This is a genomic window from Vibrio sp. MMH1-50, assembly GCF_022347645.1.
Lineage (GTDB): Bacteria > Pseudomonadota > Gammaproteobacteria > Enterobacterales > Vibrionaceae > Vibrio > Vibrio harveyi.
The window spans coordinates 14,644-34,961 of record NZ_JAKRGG010000016.1; the positions used below are offsets into that span (position 1 = coordinate 14,644).

General features: G+C 44.4%; 17 protein-coding genes. 6 read left to right on the forward strand and 11 right to left on the reverse strand.

The features are described 5' to 3' along the window. The first annotated feature begins 280 nt into the window (after positions 1-280). Together MHO32_RS13535 and MHO32_RS13540 are read left to right on the forward strand one after the other, a co-directional pair. Positions 281-826, forward strand: a complete 546-nt coding sequence (locus MHO32_RS13535) for a sugar O-acetyltransferase (protein ID WP_239212458.1) — start codon at positions 281-283, stop codon at positions 824-826. 99 nt (positions 827-925) lie between these two features. After that, complete coding sequence (locus tag MHO32_RS13540; protein WP_239212459.1) at positions 926-2,449, forward strand: AGE family epimerase/isomerase; 1,524 nt, start codon at positions 926-928, stop codon at positions 2,447-2,449. A 70-nt stretch (positions 2,450-2,519) separates the two neighbouring features. Here MHO32_RS13540 and MHO32_RS13545 read toward each other — a convergent pair whose 3' ends face one another. Next, a complete protein-coding gene (locus MHO32_RS13545) occupies positions 2,520-4,079 on the reverse strand; it encodes a methyl-accepting chemotaxis protein (RefSeq protein WP_239212461.1) in 1,560 nt (519 codons plus the stop codon). Between the two features lie 429 nt (positions 4,080-4,508). On the opposite strand from MHO32_RS13545, the gene MHO32_RS13550 reads away from it, so the two are divergent. After that, positions 4,509-5,081 (forward strand): YceI family protein, encoded by a 573-nt coding sequence (locus MHO32_RS13550; protein WP_005447112.1) that lies wholly within the window; start codon positions 4,509-4,511, stop codon positions 5,079-5,081. Between the two features lie 83 nt (positions 5,082-5,164). Here the strand turns inward: MHO32_RS13550 and MHO32_RS13555 are convergent, their stop codons facing one another. From MHO32_RS13555 to MHO32_RS13570, 4 genes are all read right to left on the reverse strand, one after another. Further along, positions 5,165-5,764: a cytochrome b gene (locus MHO32_RS13555; protein WP_005447113.1), complete on the reverse strand. Its 600-nt coding sequence runs from the start codon at positions 5,762-5,764 to the stop codon at positions 5,165-5,167. A gap of 135 nt (positions 5,765-5,899) precedes the next feature. Next, on the reverse strand, positions 5,900-8,788 hold the full coding sequence (locus tag MHO32_RS13560; RefSeq protein ID WP_239212462.1) for an Ig-like domain-containing protein: 2,889 nt from the start codon (positions 8,786-8,788) through the stop codon (positions 5,900-5,902). Between the two features lie 764 nt (positions 8,789-9,552). After that, entirely contained in the window at positions 9,553-10,872 is a 1,320-nt protein-coding gene (locus MHO32_RS13565; RefSeq protein ID WP_239212463.1) for a peptidoglycan DD-metalloendopeptidase family protein, read from the reverse strand. A gap of 298 nt (positions 10,873-11,170) precedes the next feature. Further along, positions 11,171-12,061, reverse strand: a complete 891-nt coding sequence (locus MHO32_RS13570) for a LysR family transcriptional regulator (RefSeq protein ID WP_239212464.1) — start codon at positions 12,059-12,061, stop codon at positions 11,171-11,173. 116 nt (positions 12,062-12,177) lie between these two features. Between MHO32_RS13570 and MHO32_RS13575 the strand changes: the two genes are divergently transcribed. Beyond that, positions 12,178-12,603, forward strand: coding sequence for an ester cyclase (locus MHO32_RS13575; RefSeq protein ID WP_239212465.1), 426 nt, complete (start codon positions 12,178-12,180; stop codon positions 12,601-12,603). Between the two features lie 75 nt (positions 12,604-12,678). On the opposite strand, the gene MHO32_RS13580 is transcribed toward MHO32_RS13575, so the two are convergent. From MHO32_RS13580 to MHO32_RS13595, 4 genes are all read right to left on the reverse strand, one after another. Continuing rightward, complete coding sequence (locus tag MHO32_RS13580) at positions 12,679-13,239, reverse strand: phosphohydrolase (protein ID WP_239212466.1); 561 nt, start codon at positions 13,237-13,239, stop codon at positions 12,679-12,681. A gap of 24 nt (positions 13,240-13,263) precedes the next feature. Continuing rightward, complete coding sequence (locus MHO32_RS13585) at positions 13,264-14,946, reverse strand: SpoIIE family protein phosphatase (RefSeq protein ID WP_239212467.1); 1,683 nt, start codon at positions 14,944-14,946, stop codon at positions 13,264-13,266. A gap of 21 nt (positions 14,947-14,967) precedes the next feature. Continuing rightward, positions 14,968-15,228 carry a hypothetical protein gene (locus MHO32_RS13590; protein ID WP_239212468.1) on the reverse strand — a complete coding sequence of 87 codons (261 nt, stop codon included), beginning with the start codon at positions 15,226-15,228 and terminating at the stop codon, positions 14,968-14,970. A gap of 254 nt (positions 15,229-15,482) precedes the next feature. Further along, the gene (locus tag MHO32_RS13595) at positions 15,483-16,097 is read right to left on the reverse strand and encodes a glutathione S-transferase (protein WP_005450075.1); all 615 of its coding nucleotides are present in this window, start codon (positions 16,095-16,097) and stop codon (positions 15,483-15,485) included. A gap of 284 nt (positions 16,098-16,381) precedes the next feature. Between MHO32_RS13595 and MHO32_RS13600 the strand changes: the two genes are divergently transcribed. Continuing rightward, entirely contained in the window at positions 16,382-16,957 is a 576-nt protein-coding gene (locus MHO32_RS13600) for a TetR/AcrR family transcriptional regulator (RefSeq protein ID WP_009701863.1), read from the forward strand. A 1-nt stretch (position 16,958) separates the two neighbouring features. Further along, positions 16,959-17,363: a PPC domain-containing DNA-binding protein gene (locus tag MHO32_RS13605; protein ID WP_239212470.1), complete on the forward strand. Its 405-nt coding sequence runs from the start codon at positions 16,959-16,961 to the stop codon at positions 17,361-17,363. A gap of 98 nt (positions 17,364-17,461) precedes the next feature. Here the strand turns inward: MHO32_RS13605 and nirD are convergent, their stop codons facing one another. Further along, positions 17,462-17,797 carry a nitrite reductase small subunit NirD gene (gene nirD, locus MHO32_RS13610; protein ID WP_005375895.1) on the reverse strand — a complete coding sequence of 112 codons (336 nt, stop codon included), beginning with the start codon at positions 17,795-17,797 and terminating at the stop codon, positions 17,462-17,464. Next, a complete protein-coding gene (gene nirB, locus MHO32_RS13615; protein WP_239212472.1) occupies positions 17,798-20,317 on the reverse strand; it encodes a nitrite reductase large subunit NirB in 2,520 nt (839 codons plus the stop codon). Position 20,318: the final 1 nt, after the last annotated feature.

The following is a 20,318-nucleotide window of genomic DNA, read 5'->3' on the forward strand; positions in this document are numbered from 1 at the left end:
AATCGATGACGCGTGAATAGACCCAACACAGTATTTATCCGTACTTAATCAAAGACCGACGGCTTAAATAGCCACGGTTTCATAAAACAAGCACTCATATAAAACCTAGTACACTTCCCCGTACATTCAACGGTTTAGTATTGAATTGTTTATTAAAACGATCTTATGAAGTGTTATTGAGTGACCATATTCTGATTTTACGGTTCTCAATTTCCACTTGTATAGCGCGCGCTTTATATTGCTCACTTTGTTGCACTATTTAAGCGGTAAGGGCAAAAAGATGTCAGCGCTCGAACTTATGCGTTTAGGAAAGGTTTATAACTGTCTGGACGAAGAACTTCAGCTCATGCGGGAGCGCACATGTGAGCTCATTTTCAACTTCAACCATGAACCCAATGCAGCAAAGCGTCATGCACTTCTCGTTGAAATAGGCGTCAATCTTGGTGATGGTGCTTGTATCCAAGCCCCGTTGCAATTGACGTATGGATGCAACCTTTCAGTGGGCTCGCATACTTACATTAATTGGGATGCCATCATCATAGACAACGGACAGGTAACCATTGGCGCGAACGTGATGATTGGTCCGCGAGTTCAAATCTACACCGCTGCGCATGCTTTAGAGACAGAGCAACGCCTTGCTGGTGATGAAACTGCAAAACCTGTAACCATAAAAGATAAAGTATGGATTGGTGGTGGTGCGATCATTATGCCGGGCGTGACGATTGGAGAAGAAGCTGTCATTGGTGCTGGATCTGTCGTAACGAAAGATGTGGCTCCGAGAGACCGCGTTGCTGGTAACCCCGCTCGCTCCATCAAAAAAGACTGACAAGCTTGTCAGCAGAGGGAATGGAAAACCGGAGAGATTCAACGGTTTGTAGAGGTCACCAACCGATATACTCTTTCTTTTCTTTCAAGGACTTGCTTTATGTCTTTTTCGACAAAGTCGTTAATAATAGCGCTCTCTCTCGCCACCAGTTCGGTGTCACTGGCGGCGACAATTGAAAACTCAGCTTCAAACGAAACAGTTTCCCAAGACGCGATTGCAAATAATGCGGCATCAACGACGTTTCCATCTACACAGACATGGCTAAACCACATCACAACAGGCTTAGCCCCTTACTGGATGGATGAGAAAGCTTACGGAGAACCTGTTGGAAACTTCCCCACTTTCCGCTGCAACGATGGTCGCAAACTGAATACAGCCAATGTTTGTCCTGAGTTAGATCGAGGTTGGATTACTCCTTATTTTGGTCGTGAATATACGCGGATGAAGTCGCGCCAAACCTACGCCTATGGGGTGCTTTTCCACCTAACTGGAGACACTCAAGCCCTTGAACTAGCGAAGCAAGGGGCTTATTACCTAATAAATGAATTGCAAGACAAAGAGCATGGCGGCTTTATTTCGTTCACGCAAAACAAACAAGCTGGTTTAAAGTGGACACAGAGAACTTCGCAAGACCAAGCTTACGCACTCGTTGGGCTTGCAATGTATTACTACCTAACGGGCGATCCTCTGGTAGAAAAAGTGCTTATTGATCAGCAAAAATTTATCTTTGATAACTACAGACTAAACGATGAAGTAGGACTTGCTTGGGTTTTACAAGATGGAGATGAGCAAAGTGCAAAACAGCATGAGTTGGTTGCACAATTAGACCAAATTAACGGCTATATGCTTTTGGTCGCTCCCCTATTGCCTGAGCCACATAGAACGGAGTGGCTCAGTGACCTGACCTGGTTAACAAATACATTAGTCCAACATTATCACTCAGATAAAGAGCAACGCTTCTACGGTGCCATTCATCATAAAGCCGTCATGCAGCCAAACGCCAAACATAACGATTTCGGTCACACCATTAAAGCGTATTGGATGACTTACCTTGTCGCAGAACAAATAAACAATGCCGATTGGAAACAATTTGCGAAACAAGGCATGCGAACGACATTAGAGCGAGCGCAATATCAACAACAGTTTGAACCAGTTAGCGCTTTTTTTTCTCCCGAACTGCAAAGCGAATGGGCGAATCAATCCATCCCTGCTTGGCAAAGCCGCCCTTATTCCAACGGCAGCTCTTCTTGGGAATGGGCAGAGCTTGACCAATCAGCAATGACACTTGCCATTTTAGATAACAAGGTGGGAAATGTACTGCCATACACCACACGTACTTTTATGGATGCATGGGTTGATCATCAATATGGAGGCGTCGGTCTCGATCCAAAGTCAACCAAAGCGTTTCATTGGGGCAATGGTTATCATCAATTCGAGCATGCATTGATTGGCACCTTAACGTCTGGCGCACTAAACCATCAGCCAGTAACTTTGTATTATGCAAATGCGAGCAAAGGGCAATCCGATTTCACGCCTTATTATTTCCAAGGCAAAGTGGATAACGTCGAACGAACGGCGCAAGGCGAAATTCAAGCAGTGACCTATAGTAACATCACCCCATAACCACACTTTGGATACATATCGGCAAACAAAAAGGCGACTCGATGGTCGCCTTTTGCATGCTTGTTGTGGGTTAGATTCTGAACGAGCCGACGTAATGATCAAGCGTTTGCGAGAGCTCAGCCAGTTGTTGACTCGATTGCTCTAATTGCTCACTTGCATTTAGACCGAGCTTCACTGAATTGCTCACCGTATCCATGTTCATGTTGATCTCGTTAGCTACCGTCGATTGTTGTTCTGTTGCCGTTGCAACCTGAGTATTAATATCCAGTATGGTCATTACCTGTTTAGAAATCGCTTCTAGTGCTTGTCGAGCTAGCTCCGTCTCCGTAGTTCCTTCTTCGATCAGAGCTTTACTGTTCCCCATCGAATTCACGGCATTTTGCGCTTCGTCTTGCAAGCGTTTGATCATCAGGTCAATCTCATCGGTTGACTGCGCGGTTTTCGTCGCAAGGTTACGTACTTCGTCAGCTACCACAGCAAAACCACGGCCTGCATCACCAGCACGAGCGGCCTCAATTGCAGCATTAAGTGCCAATAAGTTCGTCTGTTCTGAGATACCTCGAATCACCTCAAGGATTGAACCGATCGATTGAGTATTATCTGCCAAACTTACGATGATGCTGGACGTGCTGTTCATCTCGGTTCCAAGGTTTGTGATTGCCGTAGTGGTCTTTTGCAGCGTCTTGTAGCCTTCTTGCGTTTCATCCGTTGCAGTACTTGCCGCGCTCGCTGCACCTGCTGCGTTCGATGCAATTTCATTTACCGTTGCGATCATTTCATTCATTGACGTCACCACCAGCATGGTTTGCTCGTTTTGCTCCTGCCCACGAGTCAACGCCTGTTGAGATTGCTCACGTAAGGCAGTTGCAGAGCCATTCAATGCAACACCAGTGCTCACCACTTGCGAAATAATGCCATGAACCTTTTCGACAAAGACATTAAATGCTGATGAAATCTGAGCCACTTCATCATTACCTTTTGTTGGCAAACGAACAGTCAGATCGCCTTCCCCTTGGGAAATGTCATGCAGTGCATTTTTCAATACAGATAACGGCTGCATTAAGTGGCTTAGCAGAAGTGAAAGTAGTAGCACGCAGAGTACAAATATCACGGTCATTGAACCAAGTTGGTAGCTAATAATACCGTTCGTTGCTTGGCTCACTTCCGTAATTGGAATACCGATATCGAACGTGCCGTAGAGTTGACCATTCACGTAGATTGGAGCCATGATATCGAACACCCACACTTGCTGCACATCCGCGTACCACTTCGAGTATTGCTGCACACCTTTGGTTGCACCCGCCACTGTATAGTCATCTTCGTACTTCTTGTTTAGTTTTTGTTTATCACTGTGTGCAACAGCCGAAACATTGCTATCAATTACAATGGCATAACTTACATCTGAGCGTTGCTTTAACTGGTCAACTAACGCTTGGAGATCTTGGACCGGATGGTTTGAGTTCTTTAAAATGTAACTTGCATTCTCAGCTAAGAACTCAGCCTGAACCTGAGATTTGTGCAAGATGATGTCATCGATTTTCTGACTGGAGATAAAGTAGGTAGACGCCATACTCGCCATTACAGCAATGCCAAACATGGCACAAACGGCTAATAGGATGATTCTTTTCATTATGGTTGTCTCAACGCAAGCGATTAATTTCTATCAACGGGGTTAATTAAGCCGGTGACTTGGCATTACTCTCTTTGCCAACCCATTCTCCCGCGACACTGGTTTTAACTATTCAGTTACGTTATCCGCATCAAATGCAACAACTTTAATAAAATGAACCATTTTTATATCAGTATCACACTTTTATAGAATAACCATGTAAGCCGTGTAGATTTATCAACACCTAAATAAGTCATTGCTAATTAGCAAGTTTCTGACAAACAATACGCTCTCATAATCATTCAAATTGATATTCGAACATCATTAATGCACAGTTAATCACATCGAAAAAAATCACCAAAATTAATCGATTTAATTCCTTATTAACTTTTATAAATCCGGACTAGTATCAAGGGGAACAACCGTTCAACGTATATAAGGCTAATAATAATGAAAAAGACTTTATCCACCCTAAGCATTGCGCTGGCGCTGTTTTCTAGTGCTTCATTTGCTGCTGACAACTACACATTAGATTCAAACTTTTCTTCAGTAAGCTTTGCTACCATCAAGAACCAGTTTGTTGTCGAGCCAGCGACCATCAATACTCTTTCCGGCACGTTAGACAGCAATGGCAAATTTGATGTTGCTATCGATCTAAATAGCATTGAGACAGGTATCCCTATTCGTAACACCCGTCTTAATGAAATCTTCTTTGAATCTGCGAAACACGCACCAGTAAAAGTGACAGGAAAAGTTGATTGGGCTTCTCTGGGTGAAGGCTCACACAAGGTAAAAGTACCTGCTGAAGTAACGCTGTTTGGTAAGACAAAATCCGTTGAGTTTCCGGTTGTTATCCTAAACGCTGGCGATACGGTAATGGTGAGCTCAAGTGCACCTGTGATTATTGGCGCTGCTGACTTTGGTATTCCTAGTAAGAACTTAACTGACCTCGCGGCAACAGTTGGCGGGATTAAGATTTCTGATCGAGTTCCACTCACTTTGAATCTAACCTTTAAAAAATAGTTAGATTAAGTGGACACAAAGGCTTGGAGGCTCACCAAGCCTTTTTTCTTTCTACACGCCTTCAACCAACCGTACTGTGCGGCTTACGACGACTGACTTTGCTTAGTCACATTAAATGCCATACTCCGCAATACGTCGTTCTTATTCACAAAGTGATGTTTCAACGCTGCTAACGCATGTAACAACACCAAGCTCGCGAGTGTGGCACAGCCAAAACGGTGAACCATAAAAAAGAACGCATTCACTTCGGCATTAGAAATTGGGTTTGGAATGGTAAACAGCCAAAAGAATGGATACTCATGTTTAAGCATTAGAAAGCCACTAACAAACACTACAAACATCACCAAATAGATAGCGCCATGTGTGAGTTTAGCGATGCTTTTCTGGGTATGAGAAACCGATTTTGGTAACTCTGGGGCTTTACGAAAGAATGACCACCCCCAACGTACAATCAATAACACGGAGGCGATGGTTGCAAACGACATATTGAGCGTAGATAGAACATGGAACACCTGCGGCATATCCATAACGAATAACATGCCGTAGCCTGCAAGCGTTGCATAAATGATAATCACCGCCATAGCCCAATGTAGCCATTTACTGAACGCATCGTAGTGTTGAGTGGAGGTATTTTGGACGCACGGAATCGCTTTCTGGTGCTGACCAGAATCTAATCTCGACATATTGTCACCACTGAATTAGTTTGAGATTTACATGGGAATACGACGAGAGAAGGCTTTCCCATGGTGAAAATTGAAGAAATAACGGAAGGCATTGAGCCTTCCGTCGTTCAAGTAGATTACAAGATGAGGTAGGTACTACTTACTTACATTGATCATGTCGTTAAAGTAGTCAACTTGTTCTGCCATACTCAAACCTTGGTTGTTTGAACCCAACGTCCACATGAAGAAACCACCATAACCGTTATCTTTCTGCCATTTAGCACGGTCTAGGTTGTTCTGACGCGTTTCAACAAAGTTACCACCTGGTGCCCACTGACTGTTGATCGTATTACCTAAAACAATCTTCGACTTGTCTCCAATATATTCAGCATAGTTCGCCATCGCGACATCGTATAGGAAGTTTCGACCAGCGTCGTATGTCATGACGTTGAAGAAATCAAAGTCATTTTTAGTCGCTTTGAGTAGATCAATGACTTCACCATGATGCGATGAGCGACCAGATGGCTCAACATAAGAACAGTTTTCGAATACGTTTGCATTCATACACTCGACAGGGTCGGCACCTACATGATAAGTGGTCAGGGACAGCACTTTGGTGTTGCCGACTTTCTCACGGATCAGTTTGATCAATGCCGTTAAGTCTTGGTTCTCTTTGTCTGTGATTCGAGCGGCTTTTTCGAAGTCGAAATCCAACCCATCAATATGCACATAACCAGCTAACTGATACTTGCTGTAATCACAGCTGCCATCGGGTTTTGATGCAAGACACTCACCTTCCATCTCTTCAGGTTTCAGGTTCTTCTTGTACACCGGAAATGGCGTGTGGACCAAATCAACCAATCCAGTCGCGACCGCTTCACGACTTTGTGGGGTGCTGATCGCCGACCAAATACTTTCGTAAGTTTGCCCCCCGAACGCTACCATCATCGTGACGTTTTCATTGTCATGCTTAAGCGTTGACCAAGCGAGGTACTGCGTTGGCATCCAATCTGGATTGTAATCCGGCGGTGTGAGCATGCCGTCAGAGATCGTGATATTACCGCTTGAATCCCACTTACCAAATGACAATAGGTAACCGTCTCCTTCTGAGTTGAACAACTGCTCGTAGTCATTTAGCCCCCAAGATGTTAGGTAACTGATAGAGCGATCTGGGTTATCAACTAAACCGCCACCGCCCGTGCTTTCTTTAACTGTAATGGTAGATGTCGCTGAGGTTTGCTCTTGGCTTGCTGTGTTTACCGCTTTTGCCGTGATGGCATAAGCCCCCTTCTGCGCACCTAGCCATTCATACTCGTATGGCGCTTCGGTATCTTTGAACAGTTCATTACCATTGGCGATAAAGCTTACAGAAGTAATATCGCCTTCGTAGCTCTTTGCATCCGCTTTGATAGAAATCGCACGACCTTCGAAGTAGCTAGAACCATCGACAGGAGATGAAAGCGAAACCACCAAGTCCTTGTCAGTGATAGCCAAAGAAATTGGCGCAGCTTCTGCACTCGCACCTTGATCATCGTATGCAATAACCGTCAATGTGTATTGACCTTCAACTTGAGCAGGAACCGTGATGGTATAAGTATCGCCCTGTGAAGGTGTGCCTGAGGTTGCTACCACTTGTCCATTCAACTGAACGTCAACGCGAGCAACTTCGGTATCATCCGTTGCATCAACTACCACATCGAATGCTTGGTTTGGTGCGATTTTTTGTCCATCTTGAGGGGACTGAACCTTAACAACTGGCACAGGGTTCGGATCACATTGCCCTACTTCATTCCATGCGTCTTTCCACGCATCAGGATAATTAGGGTGCCCGGTGCCCGGTGTCCAAACCGGATTACCACACCAACCCGCGACGGTACATGAGTAAATATTGCCAATATTCGTGACTTCATCGCCTACTTTGTATGGCACACCATCTTCGTACTGAGGAATATCGCCACAACTTGTGCCCGTGTCTGTGACCGTAATGGTTAGGCTCTTGCGTGCAGTATGCTGCTCGTCATCCTGAGCTTCAGCGCGAAGCGTTGTTGACCCCGCAGTGTGTGCCGTCCAATCACATGAGAAATCTTGAGTCGCTTTGGCGTCTAACTGACATACTTCAGCATCGTTGGCGAAGAATTTGACGGTTGTTAAATCATCATCTGCATCAGAGACATTGGCCGAGATTGTAATGGTGTCACCTTTTTGGTGAGAAGAGCCAGCGTCTGGTGAGATAAACTCAATCACAGGTGGATTTGGTGCGGTAGATTCCGATTCAACCGTTACTTGAACCGTTTGTTCTGTCAGTTTCTTTCCACTCTCATCGAATGCCATGACCGCAATCGTTGCTGCGCCAATAGTGTCAGGGAGCCAAGCCTGTTGATACTCTGTCGTGCCTTCTACAACAGGTTGCTCTCCCAACTTGATGTTGTTTACCCAGAACTCTAGTTTGGTTGCACCTTCACCCGCAATATCCGTGATGATGTCTACATTTGTGCCAGTAGAAACCACTGAGTTTTGTGCAGGAGCCAAAATATCGAGCGAGAACTCAGGTGGAGGAACGACTTCACCATCCACTTTCACTACCACTGAATTTTCAAACGCATTCAGATCCGTCAACTCTCCACCGAAAGAAATCGTCAGTGCCGCAGATTCTCCAGAAGCAAGCTCGCTATCTACCCAAGATCCTTGCGGAAACTTCAGCGAGACAGAGTTCAGTACACCGTTAGATTGTGTCGTATGAGAGATTTCCCATGACGGATACGAAAGGTGATTTGACGCCCAACCGATGTCATTGATTGCAACAGGCAATACGAACTCAATGACAGCTTCACGCATGTCTGCCGTTTCAGAACCTGTGTTCTTGATATCCAGCTTATAAGTGCTCCAGTATTCACTTTCTGATTGAGCAACCGCATCAGTACTAAACTCCGCAGCCATGGCTTGTGAAATAGGATTCAGTAATAAACCGGAGCAAAGCATTGTAAGCCCTAGCGTGCGATAACCAATGGAGTTTGTCTGCGTAGCACTGCTCTTTCTTAGATACATAATAAAGTCCTTAATCTTATATTAATTATTTAGGTACTGCACAAAGACCTGCAATTAATGTTTCATTTGTGTTTTGCAAGCACACTTAATTTATAAATAAAAATAACCAAGGCAAAAATTCATTATTGTTTCTGGGATAAATATCAAAATTTATTTATCTATAACTATTTATTGTTCAATTTACAAACCAATAAGTTATAAATGAAACATCAAAATAAAAGAAAAAGAATAAACTTAATTAGATTATATTAATTTAATCAAAAGATAGCACTAATCACCGGTCACCACACACTAGAAAAGCAACCAAAAAGAGAATAAAAGCCTTTAATAACAGAAAGATAGAATCACCACCCCTTCTTAAAGTACTTTGCTCGCACCAAAAAACAATGAACTAAAAATCAGCGATTTAAAATCAACAATGAAGATACATTATCCACTCATTGATTGGAGTTATAAATTAAATCAAATAATATAATTTAAAATAAATACACTTGGTAAAATAGGAAATAATAGTAAGCAAAGACAATGGAACTTTATGGAATAAATATCACATATTTATATCGCGTAAAATGAGTTATACTCCTATAAAAATAGAGTATAAATTCTATTTTTACTGTCATTTAAATGCAATAATTAACCGACTCATCCCATAGGCTTATTCTTCTGATATGCTTTATTTTTCATCTATTTTAAGAACCTAATACCTAGTTCGCTAAAAACAAAAAAGGCAAGCGAAAATGCTTGCCTTGATGCTGCTATACCCACTAAGAGGATTGTTTGTTCTGCATTGTTTGCGCACTACTGGCACTTTGCTCACGAGCAACCAAATCATCAAATTCAGAGACTCTTGCTAAAAAAGCTGGCTTGTCTTTAGTAGAAATGGAACTCGCTAATGGTAAATCCGCTTTCATAGCATCCACTGCACGATTACGTACCAACACTTCGAAATGAAGGTGTGGTCCAGTTAATCGTCCTGTCGCTCCCGACAATGCAATCTTCTGCCCACGCTTAACATGGTCGCCCTTTTTGACGAGAAAACGGCTTAGATGCAAATAACGCGTTTTATAGACACTATTGTGCTCTATCACTAAGTATTTACCCGCATAAGGATGGTTACGAACCGCTATCACCTTGCCATCGCCAGTTGAGTAAACCGGGGAACCAACTGGTGTTGCGAAGTCCGTACCGTTATGCGGAGAGATTCGTCCCGTAACAGGGTGTTTTCGGTAAGGGTTGAATGGAGAGGTAATACGACGGAACTGTTTGTCGATCGGATAACGGTTAAATGCTTGTTCAAGGCTGTTACCTGCTCTGTCATAAAAACGACCATCCTCCGCTAAGAATGCTTCAACGTCTTTAGCTCGCATTTTGATCGCGATGCCCTGCACTTCTGCATTACCAGTAAAGTGATCATCAAGATATTGTCGATTCACCAATACATGAAAGCTATCACCAGCACGAAGCTCACGAGCAAAATTTACTTTGTCACGTAATACGCGAGTGATGTTAGCAATCTGCGTTGTGGTCAATCCTTGCTTATGCGCAGAAGAAGAAAAACTGCCATTGATCGTGCCTGAGTACATTTCTTCACGCCACTCTCCCGGCTCCTCAATAAAGTCATAAGTGAACGTGCCATCGTCGTTTTGTGTATAGACCGCGCGTTCGACAAGGCTTTCATGGAAAATCACTTGTTTTAGGGTCTTAGTATCTCTATCTACCACGAGCTCAAGGTGGTCGCCTGGTTTGATGGTATCGAGCTTCAGTGACGTTAAGTCAGCTTCAAGAAGCTTTTGAGTGGTGTCGTATGATACCCCCCATGAGGAAAAGATCGTGCTGAGCGTGTCACCAACTTTAACGAAGTAGTGAATACGCGCGATGTTGTCATGCTTTTTGACTTCACGTTCGGGATTTTGAGGTGTTTCATTTGTTTGAGTCTCGTTTTTTTGAGCGCTCTTTAGTTCTGAATAAGGCGTGACCTTAATGGTGATTTCTTCTGGTTTCGTTTCTGCTTGATAGGTGAGATAAGCTGCAAGAGAGAATGCGGTAGCAGCGACAGCAATTAAGAAATAACGAACAAACTTCATAGTACTAGGGTTAACTGAGAATAGTAATTGTTATGTTATAACATCATACAGAGGCAATTTAAACGTTACGTATTTGAGAACTTTGTTTCTAAGCTTTGCTATTCTCACTAAACGTCTATTTTGCTTAGATAAACCTTACAACAAAAAAGGGAAAATTATCTTACCCTTCCCTATGATTACCAAATCGTTTTGAAGTTCCATCCTCTTTGATGAATTGAAAAGTAAACAAACTAAACGCACATACCTGATTTCAGCACCGATAAACATAGAGCAACGGATACTCAGAAATGAGCTGACGTTAAGGTACAAAGTACGCTTTTAGCTCTTCGATAAAGACTTTGACCTTTCTCGGTGTGTTAGAGCGTGCTCGATAAAGCGCGTAGACCGTTCTTGTTGGTAATTGGTAGTCTTTCAGTACTTCTATCAATTCGCCCTTACACAACTCATCTTCCGCCAATGCTCTTGGAAGCATCGCAACTCCATAGTTGTGTTTTAGCGCCGTTTTCACTGCCTGTACGCTGTTAACGGAAAGAGATGGTGACACCTGCACATCCAGCTCTTTTCCCGCTTTGTTAAATCGCCACACCTTATAATTCTTTAAATTTGGGTCTTCGATAATTCGATGAGAATGCAGATCTCTCGGTTGCAAAAGTGAAGAAGAGGCTTCTAAGTATTGCGGCGAGGCACATATGATATTCCTGTTTTCAGTGATCTTTGTTGCGATCAAATCTGAATCTTGCCTAACCAAACGACCAGATCGAATTGCTACGTCATACCCTTGTGAGGAGATATCATCTAAACCATCATCAAGCAGCAAATTCACTCTTAGCTCCGGATATTTATCACTGAAACCGCAAATAAACGGCATGAGCAAGATTTCTGTCAAACCATTTGGCGCGAGAACATTCAAGGTGCCAGAGATTTCATTACTATCAAACCTCATCTCGTCATTCAGCGCTTCAAGTTGCAAAATCAGAACATGTGCTTCTTGATAATACTGATGACCAGCGTCCGTAAGAGACAGCGCCTTGGTTGAGCGATTCATTAATCGCGTTCCAAGATACGTTTCTAGATCTCTAACATTGCGACTCACGAGAGATTTAGACACTTCTAGTTTCTTAGATGCGCCCGTAAAACTGCCTTCCTCTACGGTGCAAATAAACGATTTAATTAGCGTAATTAAGTTCATCAAAATATTCATTGTTTACTATTTGTTGACAGACTATCGACCTTATCTGATCTATTCAAGATTCATTTTTTGATTAAAAATCCCAGCAATTCAACAAACAAAGAGAAGATAAATAAATGGAAAGTAAACAAGTCCAAACCATAAGAAATTACTTTAAGATTTGTGTTGACGGTAAGGCAACAGAACGTGTGGGGGAATTTTTCGCTGAAGACGCTCTTATTCACCGCCCTGATTGTGGAAAAACCTTAAAAGGGTTAGTCGAATTTGAAGCCAAGTTGAAATCTTGCGTAACTGAACGTTATGAGAGCCTTGAGACAAGCTTTCAACGCATTGTAGAAGCAGAAGATCAAGTGGTTGTCACCCTTACTCACAAAGCCAAAAATGCAAATACGTGGATGGAGTTCGATGTATCAGGTAAAGACGTTACATGGACAAGCCTCACCTACTTTCGCTTTAACCAAGAAGGTAAAGTGATTGAAGAAATCGTAGAGCGCAACGAGTTAAGCATGGCAACTCAACTTGGGTTAACGATCACACAATAACCAATGCTGTTACGTAAATGTGAGGGCTCACAAATGGAGTCCTCTTTTTACATTCGATCTATAAGATTATTCAGGCTACCACTTCACGATACCCAGCGTGACTTTAACACCGCCGACTAACGTCGAACCACCATGGTCTTTTGCTAGACGCAGCAAAGTGTCATGAAAACCTAAGTTTGGAAAGGCCGCCTCAACTTCTGCGATGGTTTCTTTACTCAACCCTTTACGAACACGGCCTTTGGTCGCATCAATCCAGTCAGCTTTGCGGCATGCTTCAATGACTTTTTGGTGCGGACCTTTGTACGGAGAAATCTTATGGTGCCAATGAATCGCTCCACGCAAAGCATCAGGATCTAAACCCCATTCAAAGTGTTCATTGTCAGCTAACGCTGCAGCCTCTGATAGCTCCAAATAAGCCAGCTCATGATCGGTCCACAGTCCGATATCGTGGTACACAAAAGCCGTTTCAACGAGCGGTTCATACCGTTCATCGTTACCTAGAAAATGCATCGCATAGGTGATTGTCCGATATACATGATTTCGATAACCGGGAAAATCGTCACCGATCTGCTCTTTGTATTTAGCAAACAACAATTCGACGCGTGGTCGATCTCGTTTGATTTCTATTTGCGACATGTTTGGTTTCCACGGATAAAGTCTTTAAAGGATTATAGACTTTGTCTTTTCGTCGGGAGTTATCACCACCGTAAAGCAATTGCGCTCCCCTTGATGTGATACAGAAAACGCGTTTGTCATTTGGGCTATGAGCATCAAACCTCGCCCTGAAGGCATCCAACTCTCTTCATCGAACAAATTGGGCGCTTCAACCTGCTTAGAGATGTGACCTTTGAACGTATCTTCATCAATACCGTTTCCGTAATCAGCCACCCGCAGTTCAACTTTTGTTTTTTCCCCTCGAAGCACTTCGCATTCTAACTCAACCGTTTTTCCGCTTTGTTCTTGATAGGCATGGATGAAAGCATTGTTCATCAACTCAACCACGCACAACTCTAGAGTTTGCGCGACGTGAGAAGAAACCGAATGTTGTTGAAGGAATTCAACCACTTCGAGACTCGCTTGGCGTGAAACTTCTAAAGACGCTTGATAGGATTTCTGGAATACCGAACTTGTCGACTTAACAGCTTGCGATTGTGCACAGCCCAACCATTGCACTTTCAACAAGCTCACATCATCGTCGATTTCTGGTTTTCCTTGCCAGCTTTGCACTTGCTCCAAAACGAAATTGGTTTGTGCCTTTTCTGGCATCGCTTTACTCCCTTCGATGTTAGCTAGCAGTCGATCAATGCCGTAAAGCTCCTCGCCTTGCTTGGCTTCCAATAAGCCATCGGAGAAGAACCAGAGCGCGTCATTAGGCTTAAGTTGGATACTTCCACCTTGGTACATCATCGGCTCCAATGCCCCGACAATGAAGTTGTTGTCACCAACAAGTTCCAAGCGGTTTTGTTCCGTCTGTTGCCAAACGAATTTAGGGTGCCCTGCTGTGCAATAATTCAGTTCACCGGTTTCGGTGTTCAACACGGCATATTCGATAGTGAAATAGAGCTTGCTGTTTTGCGTTTGCTGGTAGCGTCGATTAAGCCTTTCAATCACAGCAGCAGGCTCACTGATGCGGTATTCGTTGTCGCTCCAGTCTAACGTTATCGACTCCGATTTGTTACGTTGTGACAAAGTTTGTTGAATCGAGAACGCCATTAACGCCGAAGAAATACCGTGCCCGGAAACATCGAAGACATAAAACGCAACGTGGGACTCATCAAGCTCGACATAGCCCAACATATCCCCACCAATCTTGGTACAAGGGACATAAGTGAAGCTAAATTGTGCCGTGTGAATTTGTTCTTCCACGGGCAACAGTTGCCCCATTAACTCTCCGGCAGAGTCCAAATCCTGCTGAATGGTTTGATACGCTAAGTCGAGCTCTTGGTTTTTTGTCGTGAGCGTGTTGTGCAGCTCTAAGGTACGAAAGCCCGCTCGGATGCGCGCTTGTAGTTCCTCTACAGACGTTTTCTTGTCGACAAAGTCATCGGCGCCAGCATCCATGCCTTTGATGATGGATTCTTGATCGTTACGGGAAGAGAGAAGCACAAAGAAGATATAACGGGAAAACGCCGACGATTTAAGCTCACGGCAAAGCTCAATACCACTGATGCCCGGCATCATCAAATCACTGAGGACAAACTGAATGTCAGTTCGGTGAGTCAGCACTTCTAACGCAGACTCACCATCTTCAACGGCAATGACTTCGTACCCTTGCTTTTGCAATGCACTGGTCATGTAGAGCAGGACCGTTTTGCTGTCGTCAACCAACAATATGGACTTCATACCTCTCCTTGCCTGTTTGCTCTATTGCAGCGCGCTACTCATGGATTGTGCATCTCTGAAGCGGCTGTAATCTTCCGCTAAAAGTTGATGTTGATAACGAGTGTAAGACAACGCCTCATTCGAGATGACGATTTGGTTTTCTTTTTCCACCAATTGCCCACGCAGCAACTCGATTTGTTGATGCTGCTGACTGTGGTTTTGATACATGGCAACGAGTCCGCACACAGACGTTACGAGCAGCGTACACAACACGCCATTGATGGTTTTACTTCGAACACGCATAACCTCTCCTTGTCGCTTGGTGTCCTTCATTACTTGGTGAAGTCCAATAATGATTGGGACGTCTACAAACTAAGAACTCAAGGTTCCAAAACGCCGTGAGAGCCAATTGATGTTGTTTCATTAACAGAGTTAATTATAGGAGAAAGGCAGAAAAAGAAGAGAAAACCTGAACAAATTGAAGATCTTTGCGCTTAAAACGACAAAAAGCAGCAAGTCTACAAAAGCCTTGCTGCTTAGAAAAATCACGCTAGAAGTTAGCCTTGAAACGCTTCACGCACCGACACTTGTTCAAACCAACGAGCAATATTTGGGTAGGTTTCGAACACTTCAATACTCAAACCATTTACGGCAAAACCAACAAAAATGTAGCCGGTAATGTCTACGATGGTGAAGTTGTCCGTGGCGATGTGCTCACTTTCTGACAAGCGTTTGTCGAGAATTGGTAGGAATTCTAATACGCGAGATTTCGACTCGTCACCCCAGGCAGCCACACAGTTTTCACGGTCTTGGTAAATTGCTGTGATATTGCGAAACGCCTGAAAAGCCGTGTACAAGCCTTGGAATTCCACCACACGATGCCACATTTCTACCTGAGCACGTTCAAGCTGGTTAGCACCAAACAGCGCCAGATCATTTTCAAACGCTTCATCTAGGTAGCGACAAATCGCCACGCTTTCACAGATCGTCGTGCCGTCATCCAGTTCCAGTAAAGGCACTTTGCCGTTCACGCTTTTCGATTTAAACGGTTCAGATAGGTTATCGCCCTCACGAACGTTCAGCGCAATTCGCTCAACCTCGCCACCGATTTCCTTTAGAAAAATGCTAACTCGCTTACAACTTGGAGTCATTGCGGTTTCATAGAGCTTCATTTCACATCCTTTTATCTTTTTCTAACCGATTGGTTAGGATATACTGTAGCCAGTTTATAAACGATCAGTCAAGAACTTCACTATCAAAAATTTTCAAACAGTTGTGGGTCTGTTTGCTGAGCGAGATTTTTGATGCCGTTTGTGAGTTCACATGAATTTGGAGGCTGATACCCAAGAATAGATGGGTATTCATCATATTGGTTCAGTTCGAACGCTAGAGGTTCTCTGTACCATCCCTCCAAAGCAATTTAATTACCCGATAAGCAGACCCAGGCAGGTAATTTATGGCAAGAAAAGCCAACTTCGACCGAGATGAAAAGCTTCTCGTGGCTATGGATGTGTTTTGGCGCAAAGGCTTTGCGAACACGTCTATCTCGGATCTCACCGACGAGTTGAACATCAACCGCTTCAGTCTTTACAACACCTATGGTGACAAGCAACAGCTCTACTACGAAGCGCTCGATACCTACTTGAAAAAGGTCTCGCTACCGTCACTGAATGATTTGGAAAAAGACGACGCGTCTTTACCTGAGTTGGAATCGTTCCTTAAATCTTTTGCTGATCTGCAACGCAAACGCAGCTGTGGGTGTTTTATTCAAAATGCGTTGATTGAGCACGCTGGTGAAGACGATGATGTACTGCGCAAAGGGCATTTTTTGTTTGACCATCTTATCGACATCATTGCGGATGCGCTGACCAATGCACAAAAAGAGACCTTAGTGCCGAAAACGCTGAAACCAGAAGAGCTTGCTCGTTTTGTTCTCAACAACATGCAAGGCATGCGCGTGCTTGGCAAAGCCAAACGTTATGCCGACTTGGATACCGCGCTTTCCTGCTTGCTGGTTTTGATTAGGAAGTGACATGTCGATTGAAGTGATAGCGGTACGTCTTACCAAAGGCATGGACTTAAAGCTGAACCTAGCGAAATTGGTCGAGCAGTATGGTATCAAAGCAGGCTCGATTGCCTCATGCGTTGGCTGTGTCTCTGACCTCAACCTTCGTTTGGCAGGTGCAGAAAGCACGTTAACCAAACAAGAGCCATTTGAAATTGTCTCTGTGATGGGAACCCTAACGGCTGGACATCAACACGTTCATATCTCGGTGTCTGATCGTGAAGGACGAGTTTGGGGTGGGCATTTGCTGGAAGGCACAGTGATTGATACTACCGCAGAATTGATCATCCATTCTTACTCAGAACTTGAGTTCACTAGAGCGATGGACGACTCGACTGGCTATACCGAACTACAAGTGAACCCTTCCGAATAATTAAAAGCTCCAGAGCCATACTGTGCTGTCTCTGGAGCTTTATTCGCTTGTCTCTTACGCTAAGAATTTACTCATTTCGAGCAAGCTAGTTTCGAGGGTCATTCTTCGACTAAGTAACAAACCTGATTATCGTCGACTGTTACTTGCCACGTTTTTAGACAGTACGCTTCGTCTTCCAAACACTGCCCACTCTTTAAACTGAAGTGTTGTTTGTATAGCGGTGATGCAACACACATCTCACCATCGATATCACCGACAATCCCTCGACTCATTACATAAGCCTTACCTATTGGGTCCCAATCCTGAACAGCGTAAACACCGCTATCAGGAATGTAGAATAGCGCCACATGCTCGCCTTCAATCAACACCGTGGCACCGATGAACGGCATTAAGTCATCAAGCTGACACAATTTCACTTTGGTTAAAGCTGCCATTTACACCTCCTGTTTCACTGGAATACGCTGACCGCGCACACGTTGGTACGGCAAGACTTTGCTGCCCGACGTGCTGTTCAAGAAAGGACGGAAGCGTTGCAATTTCTGAGGATTATCCAGCGTACTCTTCCACTCACATTGATAGGTATCTATGACTCGCGCCATTTGCTCATCCAATGAATCACATAGGTTGAGAGAGTCATCCAAAATCACTTGTTTAAGGTAATCTAAGCCCCCTTCCATGTTCTCCATCCACACCGACGTGCGCTGCAGACGATCTGCGGTGCTGACGTAGAACATCAATACTCGGTCAATCATGGTGATCAACTCTGATTTGGATAAGTCGGATGCAAACAAATCAGCGTGTCTTGGTCTCATGCCGCCATTACCACAAACGTATAGATTCCAGCCGTTTTCAGTAGCGATCACCCCAATGTCTTTACTTTGCGCTTCTGCACACTCGCGAGTACAGCCCGATACCGCAAACTTAAGCTTATGGGGCGCTCGCAATCCTTTGTAGCGGTTCTCTAGCTCAATGGCTAATCCAACTGAATCATCAACACCATAACGACACCAAGTAGAACCCACACAAGATTTCACGGTGCGGACCGACTTGCCGTAGGCGTGCCCTGTCTCAAAACCAGCATCAATTAAGGTTTGCCAGATTTTAGGAAGCTGTTCTAACTGCGCACCAAATAAATCCACGCGCTGACCGCCTGTGATCTTGGTGTACAGATCGTATTGCTGAGCAACTTCGCCTAGCACGATGAGTTTGTCTGGTGTAATTTCGCCGCCCGGAACACGAGGTACAATCGAGTAAGAACCATCTTTTTGCAGGTTTGCCATGAAAGCATCGTTAGAATCTTGCAGAGATTGATGCTGAGGCTCCATGATGTGTTCATTCCACAAAGAAGCGAACACAGATGCCGCTGTCGGCTTACAAATATCACACCCATGCCCTTTGCCATGCAGTGCAATTAAGGTATCGAAGTCTTTGATCTGTTCCACTTGGCAAATATGGAACATCTCTTGGCGACTGAGCTCAAAGTGCTCACAAAGGTGGTTGTTAACCTCTACCCCCATGGCTGCCAATTGAGTATCCAATACTGACTTCACCATATTGCTACAGCCACCACAGCCAGTACCGGCTTTGGTGTTGGCTTTAAGGTCTGTCAGGTTGGTAGTGCCGGCTTGAATCTCGGCAACTAAGTCGCCTTTTGTGACGTTGTGACAAGAACAGATGATGGCGCTGTCTGGCATCTCTCCGTCCAGCATTCCGGTATCAAACAGCAGGTTCGCCGCGTGGTCTGGCAAGACAGTTTTGTTCAAATAACACTGTAAGAGCGCATCGTAGTCACTGTTGTCACCAACGAGAATCGCACCAAGCAATTGAGTGCCACTCGCATCAACCACCAGCTTTTTGTAGATGCCTGCGACCGCATCTTGCAAGACCATTTCTTGAGCGCCTTCGGTTTGCATTTGTGCATCGCCGATAGACGCCACATCCACTCCAAGCAGCTTGAGTTTGGTGCTCATATCTGCACCTTTAAAACCTTCGCTTGGCATTCCAGTCAGGACATCGGCAGTGGTTCTCGCCATGGTGTAACCGGGTGCGACTAAACCAAATATCTTCTGCTCCCAAAGGGCACATTCGCCAATCGCGTATATGTTCTCATCGCTGGTTTGGCATTGGTTGTTAATCACAATGCCGCCTCGCTCGCCTACTTCTAGCTCAGCCAGCCTTGCCAACTCATCTTGAGGGCGAATACCTGCGGAAAAGACTATCACATCCACTTCGAGAGGATCTTTGTCTTTAAACACCATACGATGCTTAGCCGTTTCACCATCGCAGATTCGCTCCGTCCCCGTCGAGGTATGAACGGTTAAGCCTAACGCTTCAATCTTATCTTTTAGCACTAAGCCGGCACCATCGTCTAACTGTACGGGCATCAGACGAGACGCAAATTCAATGACGTGAGTTTCTAACCCTAATAATTTAAGTGCGTTTGCCGCTTCTAAACCCAATAAGCCTCCGCCAATCACTGCGCCTGTTCTTGCGCCTTCACATGCCTTTTTGATTTGTGAAAGGTCATCAAGTGTGCGGTAGACAAACACGTTGGCGCGGTCTTTACCTTCAATTGGCGGCACAAATGGGTATGAACCGGTTGCGAGCACGAGTTGGTCGTAACCCAGCACATCTTCACCATCAAGCAGAATACGCTTTTGCTCTCTGTCGATGCCTGTTACTTGGCTGCCAAGTACGAGTTGGATGCCATGCATGTCGTACCATTCTTGGTTACTCAGCATCAAATCATCATGAGACTTACCCGCAAATAAAGAAGAAAGTTGTACACGGTCATACGCGATAAAGCGCTCTGCACCAATCACGGTAATTCGGTGCTCCAAATGCGCGTTTTTCTGCACTAATTGCTCGACGAGGTGTTGCCCGACCATACCGTTGCCTACCACAACGATGTGGCTCAATGCGTTCTTTACTGGAATCGTTAAAGGACTGTTCATC